This is a genomic window from Sorangium sp. So ce426, from assembly GCF_051475585.1.
Classification (GTDB): Bacteria; Myxococcota_A; Polyangia; order Polyangiales; family Polyangiaceae; genus Sorangium; species Sorangium cellulosum_B.
In genome coordinates this window covers 5,090,140-5,108,929 of the sequence record NZ_CP150341.1, presented here as the reverse complement: position 1 = coordinate 5,108,929, position 18,790 = coordinate 5,090,140, and the positions used below count along the sequence as shown (strand labels likewise).

General features: G+C 71.1%; 14 protein-coding genes. 2 read left to right on the top strand and 12 right to left on the bottom strand.

Features of this window, described 5'->3' with window-relative positions; translation table 11 throughout:
* Positions 1-48: 48 nt before the first annotated feature.
* The 6 genes from WMF44_RS18930 to WMF44_RS18905 form a co-directional block, all read right to left on the bottom strand.
* Positions 49-1,065 carry an ABC transporter ATP-binding protein gene (locus WMF44_RS18930; RefSeq protein ID WP_437300519.1) on the bottom strand — a complete coding sequence of 339 codons (1,017 nt, stop codon included), beginning with the start codon at positions 1,063-1,065 and terminating at the stop codon, positions 49-51.
* A complete protein-coding gene (locus WMF44_RS18925) occupies positions 1,062-2,075 on the bottom strand; it encodes an ABC transporter ATP-binding protein (protein WP_437300518.1) in 1,014 nt (337 codons plus the stop codon). Before WMF44_RS18925 ends, WMF44_RS18930 begins: the two co-directional genes overlap by 4 nt.
* A 45-nt stretch (positions 2,076-2,120) precedes the next feature.
* A complete protein-coding gene (locus WMF44_RS18920) occupies positions 2,121-3,173 on the bottom strand; it encodes an ABC transporter permease (protein WP_437300517.1) in 1,053 nt (350 codons plus the stop codon).
* Between the two features lie 2 nt (positions 3,174-3,175).
* A complete protein-coding gene (locus WMF44_RS18915) occupies positions 3,176-4,096 on the bottom strand; it encodes an ABC transporter permease (protein WP_012236088.1) in 921 nt (306 codons plus the stop codon).
* 254 nt (positions 4,097-4,350) lie between these two features.
* Complete coding sequence (locus tag WMF44_RS18910) at positions 4,351-4,716, bottom strand: glutaredoxin domain-containing protein (RefSeq protein WP_437300516.1); 366 nt, start codon at positions 4,714-4,716, stop codon at positions 4,351-4,353.
* A 200-nt stretch (positions 4,717-4,916) separates the two neighbouring features.
* Positions 4,917-5,885 carry a quinone oxidoreductase family protein gene (locus WMF44_RS18905; RefSeq protein ID WP_437300515.1) on the bottom strand — a complete coding sequence of 323 codons (969 nt, stop codon included), beginning with the start codon at positions 5,883-5,885 and terminating at the stop codon, positions 4,917-4,919.
* 130 nt (positions 5,886-6,015) lie between these two features.
* On the opposite strand from WMF44_RS18905, the gene WMF44_RS18900 reads away from it, so the two are divergent.
* A complete protein-coding gene (locus tag WMF44_RS18900; RefSeq protein WP_437300514.1) occupies positions 6,016-7,527 on the top strand; it encodes a GH1 family beta-glucosidase in 1,512 nt (503 codons plus the stop codon).
* A gap of 6 nt (positions 7,528-7,533) precedes the next feature.
* Here the strand turns inward: WMF44_RS18900 and WMF44_RS18895 are convergent, their stop codons facing one another.
* Positions 7,534-8,367: a class I SAM-dependent methyltransferase gene (locus WMF44_RS18895; RefSeq protein ID WP_437300513.1), complete on the bottom strand. Its 834-nt coding sequence runs from the start codon at positions 8,365-8,367 to the stop codon at positions 7,534-7,536.
* A gap of 303 nt (positions 8,368-8,670) precedes the next feature.
* Between WMF44_RS18895 and WMF44_RS18890 the strand changes: the two genes are divergently transcribed.
* Positions 8,671-9,075 (top strand): hypothetical protein, encoded by a 405-nt coding sequence (locus WMF44_RS18890; protein ID WP_437300512.1) that lies wholly within the window; start codon positions 8,671-8,673, stop codon positions 9,073-9,075.
* Positions 9,076-9,293: 218 nt separating this feature from the next.
* Here WMF44_RS18890 and WMF44_RS18885 read toward each other — a convergent pair whose 3' ends face one another.
* The 5 genes from WMF44_RS18885 to WMF44_RS18865 form a co-directional block, all read right to left on the bottom strand.
* A complete protein-coding gene (locus WMF44_RS18885; protein WP_437300511.1) occupies positions 9,294-10,232 on the bottom strand; it encodes a fibro-slime domain-containing protein in 939 nt (312 codons plus the stop codon).
* A gap of 154 nt (positions 10,233-10,386) precedes the next feature.
* Complete coding sequence (locus WMF44_RS18880; protein ID WP_437300510.1) at positions 10,387-12,795, bottom strand: glycoside hydrolase family 31 protein; 2,409 nt, start codon at positions 12,793-12,795, stop codon at positions 10,387-10,389.
* Positions 12,792-14,954: a peptide ABC transporter substrate-binding protein gene (locus WMF44_RS18875; RefSeq protein ID WP_437300509.1), complete on the bottom strand. Its 2,163-nt coding sequence runs from the start codon at positions 14,952-14,954 to the stop codon at positions 12,792-12,794. Before WMF44_RS18875 ends, WMF44_RS18880 begins: the two co-directional genes overlap by 4 nt.
* A gap of 178 nt (positions 14,955-15,132) precedes the next feature.
* Positions 15,133-16,149 carry a UDP-glucose 4-epimerase GalE gene (gene galE / locus WMF44_RS18870; protein WP_012236077.1) on the bottom strand — a complete coding sequence of 339 codons (1,017 nt, stop codon included), beginning with the start codon at positions 16,147-16,149 and terminating at the stop codon, positions 15,133-15,135.
* 118 nt (positions 16,150-16,267) lie between these two features.
* Positions 16,268-18,757 (bottom strand): ABC transporter substrate-binding protein, encoded by a 2,490-nt coding sequence (locus WMF44_RS18865; protein ID WP_437300508.1) that lies wholly within the window; start codon positions 18,755-18,757, stop codon positions 16,268-16,270.
* Between the last annotated feature and the right edge of the window lie 33 nt (positions 18,758-18,790).

Here is an 18,790-nt window from a genome sequence, read left to right as displayed (position 1 = left end):
GGACAACGAGCCCAGCCGATGTGGGGTAGTGCGCGCCGCCGGATCACATCACGGATGCGTAGGTGCCGTGGGCAGCTCGGTGAGATGGCAGGCGGCCCAGTGCCCAGGGCGGCGCTCCTCCAGCGGAGGGGCCTCGGCGCTGCACCGGTCCATCGTATAGGGACAGCGTGTGTGAAAATGGCACCCTGACGGCGGGTTCAGCGGACTCGGCACCTCGCCGACGAGGGGCAGCCGGCGGCGCGTGCGCTCCACGTCGGGATCCGGGATCGGGATCGCCGACAGCAGGGCCTGCGTGTACGGATGTTGCGGTGAACGGAAGAGCTCATCCGGGCGAGCGCGCTCCACGATCCGGCCGAGGTACATCACCGCGATCTCGCTTGACAGGTGGCGGACCACGGCGAGGTCGTGCGCGACGAACACGTACGTGAGCGAGAGCTCGCGCTGGAGCGACGCGAGCAGGTTGACGATCTGGGCCTGGATGCTCACGTCGAGCGCGCTCACCGGCTCGTCCGCGATCACGAGCTTCGGCTTCAGGGCGAGCGCGCGGGCGATGCCGATCCTCTGCCGCTGGCCGCCGGAGAACTCGTGCGGATAGCGCCGCATGTACGAGGGCGAGAGCCCGACGAGCTCCATGAGGCGCGCCACCTCGCGCAGCGCCTCGTCGCGCGACGAGACGAGGCCGTGGGTGGAGAGCGGCTCGGCGATGAGGTCGTGGACCGTCATGCGCGGGTTCAGGCTCGCGTACGGGTCCTGGAAGATCATCTGCATCTCGCGGCGCGCCTTCCGCAGCGCGCGCGGATCGAGCGTCAGGATCTCCCGGCCGTCGATCTTCACGCTCCCCGACGTGGGCGGGACGAGGCGGAGGATGCCCCGGCCCGTCGTCGACTTGCCGCAGCCGGACTCGCCGACGAGGCCCAGCGTCGCGCCGCGCTCGACGTCGAACGAGACGCCGTCGACCGCGCGCACCGTGCCGACCTGCCGCTGGAGCAGGCCGCGGCGCACCGGGAAGTGGACCTTGAGATCGCGCACCGAGAGCAGCGGCGGGGGGGTAGCGGCGGTGGTCATGGCGCTCGTCCTGCGACGTCCTCGACGTGGCACCGCACGACGTGCAGCGCCTTCCTGTTGCCCTCGCCCGAGACGACGCGCGGCGGCGGCGCCTCCTCCCGGCACGCCGCGATCGCGTGCGCGCAGCGCGGGTGGAACGGGCAGCCCGGCGGCAGGCGCGCGAGCGAGGGCGGCATCCCGGGGATGGGGACGAGATCCGCGCCGCGCGCGTCGTCGAGCCGCGGGATCGAGCGCGACAGGCCGATGGTGTACGGGTGCCGGGCCGCGTGGAAGATGGCGCCGACGGGGCCCTCCTCGACGATGCGCCCGGCGTACATGACCGCGACGCGATCGGCCATCTTCGCCACGACGCCGAGGTCGTGCGTGATGAGGAGGACGGCCGCGCCGAGCGCCTCCTTCCGCTCCCCGATCAGGTCCAGGATCTGCGCCTGGATCGTCACGTCGAGCGCCGTCGTCGGCTCGTCGGCGATCAGCAGATCGGGGTCGCACAGGAGCGCCATCGCGATCATCACGCGCTGCCGCATCCCGCCCGAGAGCTGGTGCGGGTAGTCGTCGATCCGCGACGCCGCCGCGGGGATCCCGACCGCCTGCAGCATCTCGACGCTGCGCCGGCGCGCCTCGGCGCGGCCCATGCCGCGGTGGAGCTCCAGCACCTCGATGAGCTGCTCGCTCACCCGGAGGTAAGGGTTCAGCGACGTCATCGGGTCCTGGAAGATCATCGCGATCCGGTCGCCGCGGACGCGCTCCATCCGCGCCTCGCTCGCCTCCACGAGGTCCTCGACGACGCCGCCCTCGGACTCGAGGAGGATCTGGCCGCCGACGATCCTGCCCGGCGGGTCGGGGATGAGCCGCAGGAGGGAGAGGCTCGTCACGCTCTTGCCCGAGCCGGACTCGCCGACGATGCCGAGGACCTCGCCCCGATCGAGGCTGAAAGAGATGCCATCGACCGCGCGGACCACCCCCTCCTCGGTGAAGAAGTGGGTCTTCAGGTTCTTGACCTCGAGCAGCATGGTCCGTGTGGGCGCGCGCGTCCCGGAGGAGGAACGCGGCGCCCTTCAGTCCTTTCGGATGCGAGGATCCAGGGCGTCGCGGAGCCCGTCGCCGAGGAAGTTGAAGCAGATCAGCGTGAGCGCGAGCATCAGCGCCGGGAAGACGAGCTGCCAGGGGAAGAGGTCCATCGCGTCGGCGCCGGTGGACGCGAGCAGGCCCCAGCTCGACAGCGGCTCCTGCGTGCCGAGGCCAAGGAAGCTCAGGAACGCCTCGGTCATCATCACCTCGGGGATGGTGAGCGTCGTGTAGACGATGATCGGGCCGACAGCGTTCGGCACGAGGTGCCGGAAGATCAGCGCGGCGTGCCCGACGCCGATCGAGCGCGCCGACTCGATGAACGGCTGGCCGCGCAGCGCGATGACCTGGCCGCGGACGATGCGGGCCATGGTGAGCCAGGAGATGCCGCCGAGGGCCGCGAAGACGACGACGATCTGGAAGATGGGGAAGTAGCTCGGGTCCGACGGCTCCTTGACGAAGAGGCCGAGCGCGACCTTCCAGGCGCGGTAGAGCACGGTCTGGTCGTTCGCGAAGAAGACCATCAGCAGGATGACGAGGATGAGGAACGGGAACGTGTAGAGCACGTCCACGATGCGCATCATGATCGCGTCGACCTTGCCCCCGAAGTACCCGGCGACGCCGCCCCAGCTCACGCCGATGACGAAGCTCACGAGCGTCGCGACGATGCCGACGGCGAACGAGATGCGCCCGCCGAAGAAGACGCGGGCCATCAGATCGCGGCCGAAGTAGTCGGTGCCCATCCAGTGGGCGAGCGACGGGGGCTGCGCGCCGAGCTTGAGATCCGCCTTGTCGTACCGGTAGCTCGACAGCTCGGGGACGAGGATGCAGGCAAGGATCATCGCGATGAGCACGACGCCGCAGGCGACCGCGGCGCGGTTCTTCCGGAGCCGCCGCCACGCGTCGCGGCCGAGGCTCGAGCCCTGCTCCAGCGCGTCGAGCCGCAGCGGGCCGGCCGGGCTCGGCGCCGCGCCGCCCGCGTGGACAGGGGCGGCGGGCGGATCGCCGGGGGCGGCGGGCTGCGGGAGGGCGGCGTGGGGCATGGTCAGCGCAGCTCCACCCGCGGGTCGATGAAGGCGTACGCCACGTCGACGATCGCGTTGAAGAGCATGAGCAGGAAGCCGTAGACGAGCATGACCCCCATCACGAGGTTGTAGTCGCGGTTCGTGGCCGCCTCGACGAAGTAACGGCCCATGCCGGGGATGTTGAAGATCTTCTCGACGACGAGGGAGCCGACGAGCAGGCCGCTGAAGCCGGGGCCGAGGAAGCTCACGACAGGGAGCAGCCCGCCCCGGAGCGCGTGCTTCAGGACGACCTTGCGCTCGGAGAGCCCCTTGGCGCGGGCGGTGCGGATGAAATCCGAGCGGATCACCTCGAGCATCCCGCCGCGCGTCAGCCGGGCGATGTAGGCCGCGACAGGGAGCCCGGCGCAGATGACCGGCAGCACCATGTGCCGCCACGTCTCCCAGCGCGCCACCGGGAACCAGTAGAGCTTGAGCGAGAAGACGAGCATGAGCAGCGGGGCGAGCACGTACCGCGGCACGCTGAGGCCGACCATCGCGACCCCCATGGCCGCCGTGTCCTTCCAGGTGTTCTGGCGGATCGCGCCGATGATGCCGAGCGGGATGCCCGTCGCGAGGGCGAAGAGCATCGCCCAGCACCCGAGCTGCATCGACACGGGCAGGCTGAGCGCGATGATCTCGTTGACGGTGCGGTTCGGGTACTTGAACGTCGGGCCCAGGTCGCCTCGGGTGACGAGCGCAAGGAGCCAGTCGCCATACTGCTTCAGCACCGGATCGTTCAGGTGGTACTTGGCGTCGAGCTGCCGCTGGACCTCGACGGGCACGGCCCGCTCCTGGTCGAACGGGCCGCCCGGCACGATGCGCACCAGGACGAACACCAGGGTGGCGACGAGGAAGAGCGTGGGGATGATGGAGAGCAGCCGCTTGATGGCGTAGGAGCTCACGGCGCGCCGCCTCCCGGCCGCCGGGCCGCGCCGCTCGCCCCGTCATCCCGCCGCCTTCCGTGGATCCCGAGCGATGTCACGAGGTGCCTCCGTGCTGCCTTCCTTCAGCGCGGCGCTCGCCGCGATCGCCGCGAGCGCGCGCCGCGACCTCCCGCATATCACGGAACCGCCGGTCGACCGCGGCGTTTCGCGCGGCACGTCGCGCCGCGGCCGAGGCGGCCTGCGCGCTGTGCCCCGCGTTCATGCGCGCCTGATCACGGCGAGCCCTTGAGCTTGCCCTGGTCGCGGAGCTTCACGAGCTCCGCGTAGCCGCCTTCGAGGACCCCGCCGACGAACACCATGGGGAACGTCGGAAAGCCCGCCCAGAGCTTGATGGCGAGCCGCTCCTTCCACCTGGAGAGGTAACTCCCGTACTCCAGGTAGGTATATTTCACGCCCTCTCCGTCGAGCAGCTGGCGCGCCTTCTTCACGAAGGGATTCTGGGCCATCCCGACGACGACCACCCGGTCGCGGCTCACCGCCGCCGCGACCTCGTCGACGATGGACCGATGAAATCCGGCGATCTGCGACATCACCGTGTCCGAGATCTTCTCGGGAGCAAGCGTGGGACGTTCGGCCATGGAATGAGCACCTCCGGGCCGGGAGCGTACCGGCCCGGAGACGACACGGTCAACGGCCGGATTGGCCGGAGGCGGCTCGCGTACAGCGCACGTCCGCGCGCCCGAGAGAGAACCAGAGAGACAGGGAGCTCCCGCGGCGGGGCCGAACTCCCCAGCTCCTCCGCGCCTCGAATCGCGCCTCCGCGCGACGGTTCCGTCCGCTACGGGATGAGCAGCACCTTCCCCGTCGTCGCCCGCCCGGCGAGCGCGCGGTGCGCCTCCGCCGCCTCGGCGAGGGGGTACGTGGCGCCGATCGAGATCGTGAGCTCGCCGCGCGCGATCGCGCCGAGCACGTCGGCGGCGCGCTCGAGCAGCTCCTCGCGCGTCGCGGTGTAGTGCTGAAGGCTCGGCCGCGTGAGGTAGAGCGACCCCTTCTGGTTCAGGATCTGCGGGTCGAACGACGGCACCGGCCCGCTCGACTGGCCGAAGAGCACCATCGTGCCGCGCAGGCGCAGCGCGCCCAGGCCCTTCGCGAACGTGTCGCTCCCGACGCCGTCGTAGATGACGTGGACGCCGGCGCCGCCCGTGAGCCGGCGCGCCTCGGCCTCGAAATCGGCCTTCGTGTACAGGATCACCTCGTCGGCGCCGGCGTCTCGCGCGAGGCGCGCCTTCTCCTCGGTCGAGACGGTGCCGATCACGCGCGCGCCGAGCCGCTTCGCCATCTGGCACAGGAGCAGGCCGACCCCGCCCGCGGCCGCGTGGATGAGGCACGTGTGGCCGGGGCCGAGCGGGAACGTGGAGCGCACGAGGTACTGCGCCGTGATGCCCTGGAGCATCGCGGCCGCGGCGCGCCTCGCGCCGACGCCCGCGGGCACGGGGACGAGCTTCGCGGCCGGGATCCGGACGTGCGTCGCGTACGAGCCGGGGCCGCCGGTCCACGCGACCTCGTCCCCTTCCCTCACCTCGGTGACGGACGGCCCCACCGCCTCGACGCGACCGGCGCCCTCGAGGCCGAGCGGGATGGGCGGCTCGATCTTGTACTGGCCGCTCCGCTGGTAGATGTCGATGAAGTTCACGCCGGCGGCCTCGACGCGGACCACGGCTTCCCCCGGGCCCGGCGCGGGCGTGGGGAGCTCCTCCAGCGTCATCACCTCGGGGCCGCCTGCGGCTTTCGGTCGGATCGCGAGCATGCCGCCCATGTTGTCGAGCCGCGCTGGGCCGTCAAGCGACCGGCGCGCGCATCGACGCGCATCGACGCGCATCGAAGCCGACGCGCATCGAACCCATTGCTGTCCCGCGCACGCCGTGGATGATGCCTCCATGGCTCTCCATCCTTCCGAGTCGCTCCCCGCGAGCAACGCCTCTCCCGCCTCGCCCTCGTCCGCGCCCCCGCCTGTGACCGCCGCCTCGGCCGGCGCGGGCCGAGCAAACGCGACGGCCGCGCCGTTCCCCGCGGACTTCCTGTGGGGCACGGCCACCGCGGCCTACCAGATCGAGGGCGCCGCCAGCGAGGATGGCCGGACGCCCTCCGTGTGGGACGTCTTCTCGAAGACCCCTGGGAAGGTCTTCGAAGGGCACACCGGAGACGTCGCCTGCGACCACTACCACCGTTACAAGGAAGATGTCGGGCTGCTCGCCGAGCTCGGGGTCAAGAGCTACCGCTTCAGCGTCTCGTGGACGCGGGTCCTCCCGGACGGCACGGGCAAGGTCAACCCGAAGGGGCTCGACTTCTACGATCGCCTCGTCGACGAGCTCCTCCGCGCCGGCATCGTGCCCATGTGCACGCTCTTCCACTGGGACTTCCCCCAGGCGCTCCAGGATCGCGGCGGGTTCCTCCAGCGCGACGTCGCCGACTGGTTCGCGGACTACACGACCGTCGTCGCCCGGCGGCTCGGCGATCGCGTGCCCTGGTGGGTGACGCAGAACGAGCCGCAGGCGTTCATCGGCAACGCGCTCCTCAACGGCGTCTTCGCCCCCGGGCTCAAGCTCCCCTACCGGGAATACCTGACCGCCGCCCACAACCAGATGCGGGCGCACGGCAAGCAGGTGGACGCCCTGCGCGCCGCGGCCACGGCGGCGAAGATCGGCTACGTGCTCGCCACGCAGGTGCAGCGCCCGGCGACCGAGGATCCGGCGGACATCGAGGCGGCGCGCGAGGCGATCTTCTCTGTCTATGACAAGAACCCCTGGAACAACGCCTGGTGGATCTGTCCGGTGCTCGAGGGGCGGTATCCGGAGAGCGGCCTCCGGCTCTTCGGCGACGACATGCCCGAGTTCCCCGCCAGCGACTTCGACCAGATCAAGCGGCCGATCGACTACCTCGGGCTCAACATGTACTCGGCGGGCACGTGGCGGCAGGGCAAGGACGGCAGGCCGGAGCGCGTCGTCTCCCCGCCGGGCTATCCGCGCGGGACGCTCGACTGGCTGCAGATCGTCCCCAGCACGCTCTACTGGGGATCGAGGTACTTCTGGGAGCGGTACAAGCTGCCCATCGGGATCACCGAGCACGGCCTGGCGACGCGGGACCAGGTCTTCCTCGACGGCAAGGTGCACGACCCGAAGCGCATCGACGTCATGCACCGGTACCTGCTCGGCCTGGCGCGGGCCGTCCAGGAGGGCGTCCCGGTCGTCGGGTACTGGGCCTGGTCGCTCCTCGACAACTTCGAGTGGGCCGAGGGCTACAAGGATCGCTTCGGCCTTGTCTACGTCGATTACGCGACGCAGCGACGGATCCCGAAGGACTCGTTCTCCTGGTACCGAGAGGTCATCGCGACCGGCGGGCGCTCGCTCCTCGGGCCGACCGCCGTCGCGTGGGACAACGTGACCGGCTGATCTTGGTCAGCGGGGTTTGCGGCCGATCGCGATGTTCGCCGTCACCGGGACACGCACGGCCCCGCCGGGTTCGGCGAAGGACGCGATGGCGGCGCGCAGCGGTCCGCGTAGCCGATCGCGCCCGTCGCCGTCCAGCGCGACATAGAGGGGCATGAAGCGCAGGATCTCGTCGAGATCCGCCATGACGTGATCCACCGAAGCTCCGCCCCACGCGTCGTCGACCGCGTGCACGGCGACCTCGCCGCACCCGGCCCCGAGCATCTCGGCCTTCAGGCCCTCCAGCGAGCACAGCACCGTCATGCCCTGGGGCGGCGGCTGGATCGGCGCCTCCGGGAAGGTGCGGCGATAGGCCTGCAGGAAGAGCGGCGACGGCCCTGCCCCCTCCGGGTTCGACCAGGCCGCCACGATGACACGTCCCCCGGGCCGGGTCGCGCGGACGAGCTCGGCCATGCCGCGGCGCCAGTCGGGAAACATCATGACGCCGAACACGGAGCAGCTCACGTCGAAGGTCGCGTCCTCGACCTCCAGCGCCTGCCCGTCCATCACCCGCGCCTCGCTCCCCGCGAAGGGCTGCAGTCGCTCGCGCAGGCGCGCCGCCATGCCGCGCGAGAGATCGGTCGCGAGCACGCGCGCGCCCGCCTCGGCCGCGGCCAAGGTCAGGGCGCCCGTCCCTGCGGCGACGTCGAGCACGCGCTCGCCGTGCCCGATCCCGCCCGCGAGCGACAGCGCCGCGCGCGCGAAGCCCGCCGTCAACGGCTCGGCCCAGCGCTCGTAGCTGGCTGCCAGGGCGGTCCAGCGCGCTTCGTCGCTGAAGTTGAGCGGCTCAACGCGGTTGGTCATCGGCCATTCCTCCTGTCATCGATCATGGGAGAGGAGCCTGTCACCACCCGAGGAGCGCGTCACTGGCGGCGCTTTCGGTGGTTCTGGCCTCCTTTTCGATCGCCGCGCCTCTCCCGCGGCCAGGCCACGACGACGGCGGCGCGCTCCGCAGGATTGTCGCTGGCGCCCTTTCGTGCTCCCCTGGTGATCGCGGAGGAGCCCCGTGGCATCGGTCGCTCCCTCGCCGGCGCGACGCGCAGCTCGGGGTCCTCCCCCACGTTCCGCCGACCGCCGGCCCGTCAACGCAGTCGTGTGGAGGCTCCCATGTCGATCGCCGGTCCCCTCTTAGGAATCGTGATCACCCTCGTCGTGCTGGGCGTCATGGCCGTGGTGTTCGTCACCGTCTTTCTGCCCATGATGAAGAACGCGAACAAGATGCTCGCGGGCGCGAACGAGATGATCCAGGCCCAGACGGCGGCGGCCAACCTCCGCATGACGGGCCTGCCCGCGCAGGCCCGCGTGCTCGTCGTCCAGCCCACCGGCACGATGATCAACTACCAGCCGCAGTGCCGGGTCGACCTCGAGGTGTATCGCCCGAATGCGCCGCCCTACCGCGCGGCCATCCTCGCGGTCATCCATCAGATGGCGATCCCGCGCGTGCAGCCGGGCCTGGTCGTGCCGATCAAGATCGACGCCGCCAACCCCAACAACATCGCGCTCGACGTCTAGAGCGGCGGTCACCCGCTGCGGATACGGGCCCATCTCGACGTTTTCGGTGCTCAGCGCACTGGAGTGCGCTTCCGCGCCGAAAACGCCGATCTGGGCCCGTCTCCTGTGCGGGTGACCGCCGCTCTGCGACGCTTGTACCTGGGGCGGGTGGAACCGCTCTGGAGCGGTCGGATGCCGGGCTCAGGCCTGCGAGAGGGCGCGGGGCGCGCCCGGATGCCTCACAGCGGGACGTCGACGGGCACGAAGCAGGAGATGTTGGTCTCGATGCGGAAGTTCGACCCGTCGGTGTGCCGCTCCGCGTGGAAGATGTCCATCGCGTAGCTGTTGCCCGGGTAGATGCCGAGATCCTGGGCCTGGGCATCGAAGTCGATGATCCCCGTCTCCGGCCCGTGCATGCTGCCGAGATCGAGCGCGAGCTTGCCGTTGATGAAGATCCAGATGTCGTCGTCGCCGATGAAAGTGAACTTCTGACCGGCGACGTAGCCGAACATCAGGTGGATCTCGGTGGTGAAGAGGAAGTTCTGCCTCTTGCCGTTGTTGGGCGGGGTGATCCCGAACCCCTCCTCCGGCGCCAGCGGGAAGAACTCCGAGCTTTCGAACGCGTACTGCCCCGATCCGGGCGGCGACTCCGCGAGCGCGAGCTCCTTGGTGAACGTCATGTTCACGCCCGCCGTGTCCCGGTACCACTGGTTGAAGCTTTCCTCGCTCGTGATGGTCTTCTGGTTGCCGACCCCGTCCCTGCAGCCGAGCGGGGTCTCCATGTCCGCGAAGCAGCCCACGGAGTCGAGGAACTGCGGCTTCAGGTCGCCGTCGAGCGTCGGCTTGATGAGCTGGCGGCGGACGACGTCGCCCCTGAAGTTCGCCATCTCGAAGTCGGGGTGCGTCTCCTTGAAGTCGCGATACGTGACATCGAGGACGCTCTTGCACTCGCTGCCGCCTGCGCCGCCTGCGCCGGCGCTCGCGTTGCCTCCCGTGATGGTCCCGAAGTCGTCGCCGGTCGAGCTGCTAACGCCGCTCGTAGGCGTCCCGCTGCTGCTCGCGGGCGTCCCGCTGCTGCCGCCGGACCCGGAGGTCGGGCCGCTGCTCTCGTCGGGCGCCGAAGAGCACGCCAGGGCTACCGCTGCGAAGGTCAGAAGAAAGAAAGAGCGAGGGTACATTGTGCACTCCTAGGGAGCAGTAGCACAACCATATTTCGTGCCTTTTGTCAACCACGTCTCGTGTCTCATGGCCATCGCGTGGTGAAGCGTTGCGGCAGTGTGCCGGCAAGCTCGGGGAACATGCCTTGTTCGATGGACCAGGCGGCGGCCGCGCTCAGGACACCTGGAGCTCGATCCGCTGCCAGTCGGCCACGACCTCGATCTCGACGCCCCCGTCGATCGCGCGGTGCGACCTGGCCCCGACCACGGAGCGCGGCGCCGGCACGCCGTGGACGCGGATCGTCTCCACCTCGCGCGCGAGCGGCAGATCGCCCGCCGCGCTGCGCTCGAGCGCGAACGTGGCGCCGTCGAGGCCGCCCTCGACGCGGGTGACGCGCGACGCGCCGTGGCCGTCGCCCTCGTCCTCATAGAGGCGGCCGCTCACGCGCTCCGCCGCGTGGACGTGCCACGTGATCTCCTCCCAGCTCGCGCTCGTCGTGTGCATCCGAGGCGCGGTGAGCGCCACCGCGCCTCCGGCGCGCAGCCACACGGGGACCACCTCGAGCGGCGCATCGGCGATCACGTGCCGCCCGCCCTGCTCCACGCTCCCCGCGCGCTCCAGGTTCGCGAAGTCCATCCAGGCGCCGGCGGGCAGGTACACCAGCCGCTTCGACTGCCCTGGCCGCACCACCGGCGCCACGAGCAGATCGCCGCCGAACAGGAGCTGATCGAACGCGTGCAGCGCCTCGGGGTCGCCCGGCGCCGCGAAGGACAGCGGCCGCAGGACGGGTATCCCCGTCTCCGCCGCCTCGTGCATGAGCGTGTACAGGGCCGGCAGGAGCCGGTAGCGCCGCTCGAGCGCCGCGCGCGCAAGCCCGAGGTACGGCTCGCCGAAGCGCCAGGGCTCCTGCGCCGGCCTGCCCCTCGCCGCGTGGTTGCGCATCAGCGGATAGAAAAGCCCCGCCTGCATCCAGCGCACGAGCAGCTCGCCGTTCGCGCGCCCCGTGAAGCCCGGGATGTCCGCGCCCACGAACGGCACGCCCGAGAGGCCGAGGCCGATCAGCATCGGGATGGACGCCTCCAGATGAGTGAAATTGCTGGCAAAGTCGCCGGTCCACACAGCGGCGTAGCGCTGGATGCCGGCGAAGGCCGCGCGCGTCAGCACGAAGGGGCGTCGCTCCGGCGCGTGGCGCGCGAGGCCCTCGTGGGCGGCCCGCGACATGCCGAGTCCGTAGACGTTGTGGACCTCGAGGTGGCGCCGGGCGCCGTGGCGCGCGTCGTCGGGGAGCGTGCTGCCCTCGATGGCGCCGAGGCCCGCGGTGCGCCCGCCGCTCGGCGCCGGCAGGCCCCTGTCGGGGCGGACGGAGAAGCACGCCGGCTCGTTCATGTCGTTCCAGATGCCGGCGATGCCCGCGTCGACGAACGGCTTTTGCAGATCACCCCACCAGCGCTGCACCTCCTCGCGCGTGAGATCGGGAAAGACCGCCGGGTCGGGCCAAACCTCTCCCACGAGGGGGCCGCCGCGAGGCAGCCGGACGAGGTAGTCTCGCGCTCTCGCCTCGTCGTAGACGGCATACCCCTCGTCGGCCTTGATCCCCGGATCGACGATCGTCACCAGCCTGACGCCCTCGGCCGCGAGCTCGCGCGCGAGCCGCGCCGGGTCGGGGAAGCGCGAGCGGTCCCAGGTCCAGACCCGATAAGCATCCATGTAATCGATATCGAGGTGGACAACGTCGAGCGGGAGGCCGCGCGATCGGTAGCCGCGGACGACGCCGCGCACGTCGTCCTCGGTCTCGTAGCCCCAGCGCGACTGGTGCGCCCCGAGGCTCCAGAGGGGCGGCATCGCCGGGCGCCCGGTGAGCGCGGCGTAGCGCCGGAGGACGTCGGCCGGGTGCGGGCCGGCCAGGAGGTAGACGTCGAGCTCGGGGCCCCGCGACTCCCATTCGATGCGGTTCGGGTCGTTCAGGGCGATATCGACCTCCGAGCGCCACGGCTCGTCGAGGAAGAGGCCCCAGGCCACCCCGCCGCGGAGGGCGATGAAGAAAGGGATCGAGGCGTAGAGCGGGTCGGACTCCACGTGCGGCGGGAAAGCGTCGGTGTTCCAGAAGGTGAACCGCAGGCCGCGCTTGTCGAGCGGGCCGACCTTCTCGCCGAACCCGAGGTAGGCCTCGCCCGGCGGCGCCGCGAGCGAGAGCCGGGAGCGGAGCTCGTCCACGGGGAACGCCGGCCGGACCTGCCCCGAGAAGGCCTCGCTGCGCGCGAGGGGGCGGCCTTCTGCGTCGCTGAAGATCCATGTGCCCGCGGCGAGCGAGATCTCGAGAGAGGCGCCCTCGGCGCTCACGTGGAGCGTGTCCCCCTCGCGGCGCGCCGAGAGCGGCAGCGCGCCGTCTGCCACCACGGCGAAGGAGCGTTTGGGGGGCAGATCGGGGTGCGTGAAGCTGGTCACCGCGGACGAGGGGGCGTGGCGCACGCGCAGCGCGCCGGGGCCTGGACAGCGGATCTCGACCGCGGCGCGGGCGCCCCAGAGGAGCACGTGCGTCGCGCCGATCGAGGCGTCGGTGAGCAGGCCGTGCGCGCCCGTCATGGCCCCCCGAGCCGCCCCGGCGGCGGCAGCTCCAGCACGGGCGGCGGCTCTCCGGCCGGCCCCTCCTTCTGCTTCTGCCAGTCCGGGTCGATCCAGAGCCATTTGATGAGCTGCGTGTTCCGCGCGTTGGGGATGAACCCCCTCACCCACGGCTTCACCAGGGTGGGCTTCTCCTCGAAGTAGAGCGGTATCCTGCTCATTCCGTCGAGCGCCCGCCGCTCGGCCGCGCGGAAGCGCCGGATGCTGTCCCTGGGATCGGCCGTCGCGGCGGCCTCGCCGACCGCCTTGTCGAACTCCGCGTCTGCCCAGCCGGTCCGGTTCTGGGGGCTCTGCGACAGGAACGTCCCGAGCCACGTCTGCGGATGGTTGTAGTCGGCCAGCCAGCCCAGCCGGATCACCTGGAAGTTGCCGTCGCGGAGATCCTTGAGCATCACCCGCCACTCCTCGCTCCGCAGCGTCGCGGAGACCCCGAGGTGGCGCTTCCACATGTCCTGGATGGCCACGGCGACCTGCGCGTGCCCCTCCCCCGTGTTGTAGAGGATCTCGAGCGGCGGAAACCCCTTCGCCCGCAGCTCGTCTCCCTCGCGGGCGACCTCGTACCCGGCCTCGGCGAGCAGCGCGCGGGCGCGCGCCGGGTCGTGGCCGACCTCGGGGCTCGAGAACGGATCCACGCCGCGCGCCCTGTCCTCCGCCGCCTGCTCGGCGTAGCCGGATCCGGTGATGTCGGGCACGTAGTGGGTCGCCGGCTTCCCGACCCGCGTGATCTTCTCGACGAGCTCCCGCTTGTCGATCGCGAGGTTCAGCGCCCACCGGACGCGCGGATCGTCGACCGGCGGCTTCCTCGTGTTGAGCTCGTAATACACCGTGGAGAGGAACTCGCTGCGCCGGAGATCCTTCTTCCCGGACAGCCAGCTGCGGTGGTCGTACGGGAGCTCGCAGTTGTCTCCCAGGTAGTCGATGTCCCCCGCCTTGTAGAGCTGCAGGGTGGCGTTGTACTGGGCGATCTCCATCCAGACGATCCGGTGGATCCTGAGCGCGTCATGGCCCCAGTACGCCGGGTTCCGGTTCATCGTGATCTCGTACCGGAACTTCCACTCATCGAGCCGATACGGCCCGTTGACCACCATGTTCTCGGGGCGAAACCAGAGCTCCGGCTCGCCGCGCGCCTCGAACGGCTCGACGACGTCGCGGCGCACCGGGAACAGGGTGACGAAGCTCGTGAGATCGGTGAAGTACGGCGCCGGCTGCTCGAGCTCGACGTCGAGGGTCAGGTCGTCGCGGGCCCGCACGCCCACGGCGGTGTCGTCCTCCGCGAGCGACGACGTGGCGACGAACCCGGTCGCCCCTCCGGCGCCGGAAGGCAGGGAAGGCAGCGCGGCGCGAGCGCCCGTGGCCGCGGCGGGGTCGTACGTCGGGAGGCTCGCGTGGGGCGCGACAAGCGCGTACGCGGCGGCCTCCGCGGGCGCGAGCAGGCAGCCCGGGAGGAAGCCGCGGCCGGCTGGCCCCTCGATCTCGAACCAGCGGTCGGCCGCGCCATTGCAGGCGACCGGCGGCCCGGCCGCGAGGAGCGCGACCTCGGCGCCCCGCCACCCGCCGCCCGGGGTGGCGTCGCGCGGCGCGGGCGGCGGGGTCGCGCCGGCCGCGTCGAACGAGAGCCGCTCGCCGGCGCCTGTCGCCTCGTCGGGCTCGGCGTACGTCACCGAGGTCACCCCGGTGGGCGGCGCCGGCAGGGGCGCCACCGCCGACGTCACCCGGGCGGGCGACTGGCCGAGCACGACGACGAACGCCCCCTTGGGCAGATCGAGCGCGGGCGGCGCGTCGGGACGAGGCGCGCGGCGCAGCGTCGCGCCCTCGCGCAGCGCCTTGAGCTTGCCCAGGTTGAAGAGCTCGCCGTTCTTGAGGACGTGCAGGTTCGTCGCGGCGAGCGAGGCCGTCGACGGGCGCAGCACGCGCTTCCACGCGTACTCGAAGTCGTGCGCCGTGACCGGCTTGCCGTCGGACCAGCGCGCCTCCGGCCGCAGGTGGAACCGGAAGAACCGGTTGTCGTCGCTCCGCTCCCAGCGCGCCGCGACCCCCTGCGCCGCGTGGAGATCGCCGGGCGCGTAGCTGGTCAGCCCCTCGAACAGCTGGTGGAGCAGCGTGATGCTCACGGAGTCCACGGCCTTGCCTGGATCGAGGTACTCCGGCTCGTCGCCGTTGTTGACGTAGAACGTCGTGACGTCCTTGCCGACGCGCGACGTCGTCCCGACGTAGCCCTCGGTCTCGCCCGCGCAGGCCGCGAGCGGGCACGAGAGGGCCGCGAGCAGGAGCGCCCTACCGCGCCTCGGATCCGCGGCCCTAATCGGCGAACCCCTTCGGGTTCTGCTCTTGCCAGCGCCAGCTGTCGCGGCACATGGTCTCGAGATCGCGCTCCGCGCGCCAGCCGAGCAGCTCGATCGCGCGCGCGGGATCCGCGTACACCGAGGCGACGTCCCCGGGGCGGCGCGGCACGATCTCGTGGGCGACGCGCCTCCCGCTGACCTTCTCGAACGCGGCCACCATCTCCAGCACCGAGTGTCCCCGCCCGGTGCCGAGGTTCACGGTGAAGCTGTCGCCGACGGTGAAGATGCGGTTCAGCGCGGCGAGGTGCCCGAGCGCGAGGTCGACCACGTGGATGTAGTCGCGCACGCCGGTGCCGTCCGGCGTCGGCCAGTCGCCCCCGAACACCCGGAGCTTGTCGCGCCGCCCCACGAGGACCTGCGTGATGAACGGCGTCAGGTTGTTCGGGATCCCGTTCGGATCCTCCCCGATGAGCCCGCTCTCGTGGGCGCCCACGGGGTTGAAGTAGCGCAGCGACCCGAGCGACCAGCCCCCGGTGGCCGCCACGTCGCGCAGGATCTGCTCCACCATGAACTTGGACTGCCCGTAGGGGTTGGTCGGCCCGAGCCGGCTCCCCTCGTCGAGCGGCACGCGCTCGGGATCGCCGTACACGGTGGCGGACGAGCTGAACACGAGCTTCCGCGCGCCCCGCGCGTCGAGCGCCTTGAGCAGGCACACGGTCCCCGCGACGTTGTTCTCGTAGTACGAGAGCGGCTTCTCGACCGACTCGCCGACGGCCTTCAGCCCCGCGAAGTGGATGGTCGCGTCGATCGGGTGCTCGGCGAGCAGCCGATCCAGGAGCGCCGCGTCGCGGATGTCGCCCTGGATGAACGTCACCTGCTTCCCGGCGATCCGCTCCACCCGCTCCACCGCCGCCTTGCGGCTGTTGCAGAGGTTGTCGAGGATCACCACCCGGTAGCCCGCGTGGAGGAGCTCCACGCAGGTGTGCGAGCCGATGTAGCCCGCGCCTCCGGTGACCAGGATCGTCTTGCTCATGTCGTTCTCCCGAGAGGGTCTATGCCGCGCTCTCGTCGATGAGGCCACGCCGCAGGCCGGCGCGTCAACGGGGACCTCACGGCGCGGCCGGACGGCCCAGCGGTGCCGTCAAGGCGCGTCAGGGCGCGTCGAGCCGCCCCGGCGCCGGGAACTCGAGCTCCGGAAACGCGGTCTCGTTCGACGGGTTGTTGCGCCAGCTCGGGTCGTTCCACAGCCACTTGACGAGCTGCACGCCGCGCGAGTTGCCCTTGAACCCCTTGACCCACGGCTTCACCAGCGTCGACTTCGTGTAGAAGTAGAGCGGCAGCTTGGGCATGCGGTCGAGGGCCCGCTTCTCCGCCTTGCGGAACGCCCGGATGCTCTCCTTCGGATCGGCCGTCGCCGCGGCGGCGCGCATCAGATCGTCGAACTCCTGGTCGGCCCATCCCGTCCGGTTCTGCGGGCTGTACGAGAGCAGCGTGCCGAGCCACGTCGCCGGGTGGTTGTACTCGCCGATCCAGCCGAACCGCACGACCTGGTAGTGCCCGTCGCGCACGTTCTTGAGCATCACCTTCCACTCCTCGTTCCGCAGCGTGACCGAGACGCCGAGGTGGCGCTTCCACATGTCCTGGACCGCGACCGCGATCTGCTTGTGGCCCTCGCTCGTGTTGTAGAGGAGCTCGAGCGCCGGGAAGTTCTTCGCCCGGTACCCGTCGCCCTCCTGGACGACCTCGTACCCTGCCTCGGCGAGCATCGCGCGGGCGCGCTCCGGGTTGAACAAGACCTCCGGCGACGAGAACGGATCGACCCCGAGCTTCCTGTCCTCGGCGACCGCCTCGTCGTAGCCCGATCCGGTGTAGTCCGGGACGTAGTGCGTGGCCGGCATCTGCCCCGCCCGCGTGACCTTCTCGACGAGCTGCCGCTTGTCGACCGCGAGGTTGAGCGCCCAGCGGACGCGGGCGTCGTCGACCGGCGGCTTCTTCGTGTTGAACTCGAACCAGTAGATGGAGAGGTACGGGTACCGCTGGAAATCCCGCTTGGTCGACAGCCAGTCCATGTGCTCGGCGGGGAGCGAGGTGTTGTCGCCCAGGTAGTCGAGATCCCCCGCCTTGTAGATGTTCATCGTGGCGTTGTAGAGCTCGACCTCCAGCCACACGACGCGGTGGATCTTCAGCTTGTCGCGGTTCCAGTACATCGGATTCCGCTTCATCGTGATCTCGTAACGGAACTTCCACTCATCGAGCGTGTAAGGGCCGTTGACAACGATGTTCTCGGGGCGGAACCAGAGCTCGGGCTCGCCGCGCTTCTCGAACGCCTCGATCACGTCCTTGCGCACGGGGAAGAGCGTCACGTAGCTCGTGAGATCGGTGAAGTAGGGCGTGGGCTGCTCCAGCTGCACGTCGAGCGTATGGTCGTCGCTCGCCCGGACGCCGACGGCGCCGTCGTCCTCCACGAGGAGCGCGTCGGGCACGAAGCCCACGGGGGGCTCGCCCTGCGCGGCGCCGCCGGAGGGCGGCGCCGCGGCGTCGTACGTGGGGAGGCTCGTGTGCGGCGTGACGACGGCGTACGCCTCCGACCGGGGCGCGGCGCCCGCGCTCTCCTTGCCCGGGTTGCCGGCGTTGCCCGCGGGGGGGACGAGCGCGCAGCCCGGGAGGAAGCCGCGCGCGCCGCCCCGCTCGATCTCGAACCACCGGTCGGCGGCGCCGTTGCATGTGCACGGCGGGCCCACGCGGACGATGTCGACGACGGCGCCCTGCCAGCCGCCGCCGGGCGCCGAGCCGAGCGGCGCCGCGCCGCTCCCTGCCGCGCCGCTCCCTGCCGCGCCGCCTCCTGCCGCGCCGCCTCCTGCCGCGCCGCCTCCTGCCGCGCCGCCTCCTGCCGCGCCGAACGAGAGCCGATCGCTCGCGCCGCCCTTCGCGTCGCCCTTCGCGAACGTCACGGCGGCGGAGCCCTCCGGCAGCGCAGCGAGGGGCGCGATCGCGGTGTCCACCTGGATCGGCGAGCGCGCCAGCACCACGACGAACGCCCCCTTGGGCAGATCGAGCGCGGATGGCGCGTCGGGCCGGGGGGCCGCGCGGAGCGGCGCGGCCTCGCGCAGCGCCTTGAGCTTGCCGAGGCTGAAAAGCTCGCCGTTCTTGAGGACGTAGAGGTTCGTCGCGGCGAGCGAGGCCGTGGAGGGGCGCAGCACCCGCTTCCACGCGTACTCGAAGTCGTGCGCCGTGACCGGCTTGCCGTCGGACCAGCGCGCCTCCGGCCGCAGGTGGAACCGGAAGAGCCGGTTGTCGTCGCTCTGCTCCCAGTGGGTCGCGACCCCCTGCACCGGGCGGAGGTCGCCGGCGCCGTAGGTCGTCAGCCCCTCGAACATCTGCTGCACGAGCGTGGAGCTCGCCGAGTCGTTGGATTTTCCTGGATCCAGGTACTCGGGCTCGCTGCCATTATTGATGTAGATCGTCTCCGTGTCCTTGCCGACGCGCGCGGTCGTCCCGGCATACCCGCCTTCGCCCTCGCTGCACGCCGAGAGCGCGAGGATCGCGAGCCCGAGCGCCGCGGAGGCGCCGCGCGCCCCGCAACCGGCGCTCCCGCCGCCCCCCGCGCCGCCGGCACCTCGTCGCTCCGAAGCCCGTCGCATATCGCGCGCGTAGCACGGCGCTCCGGGGGCAGG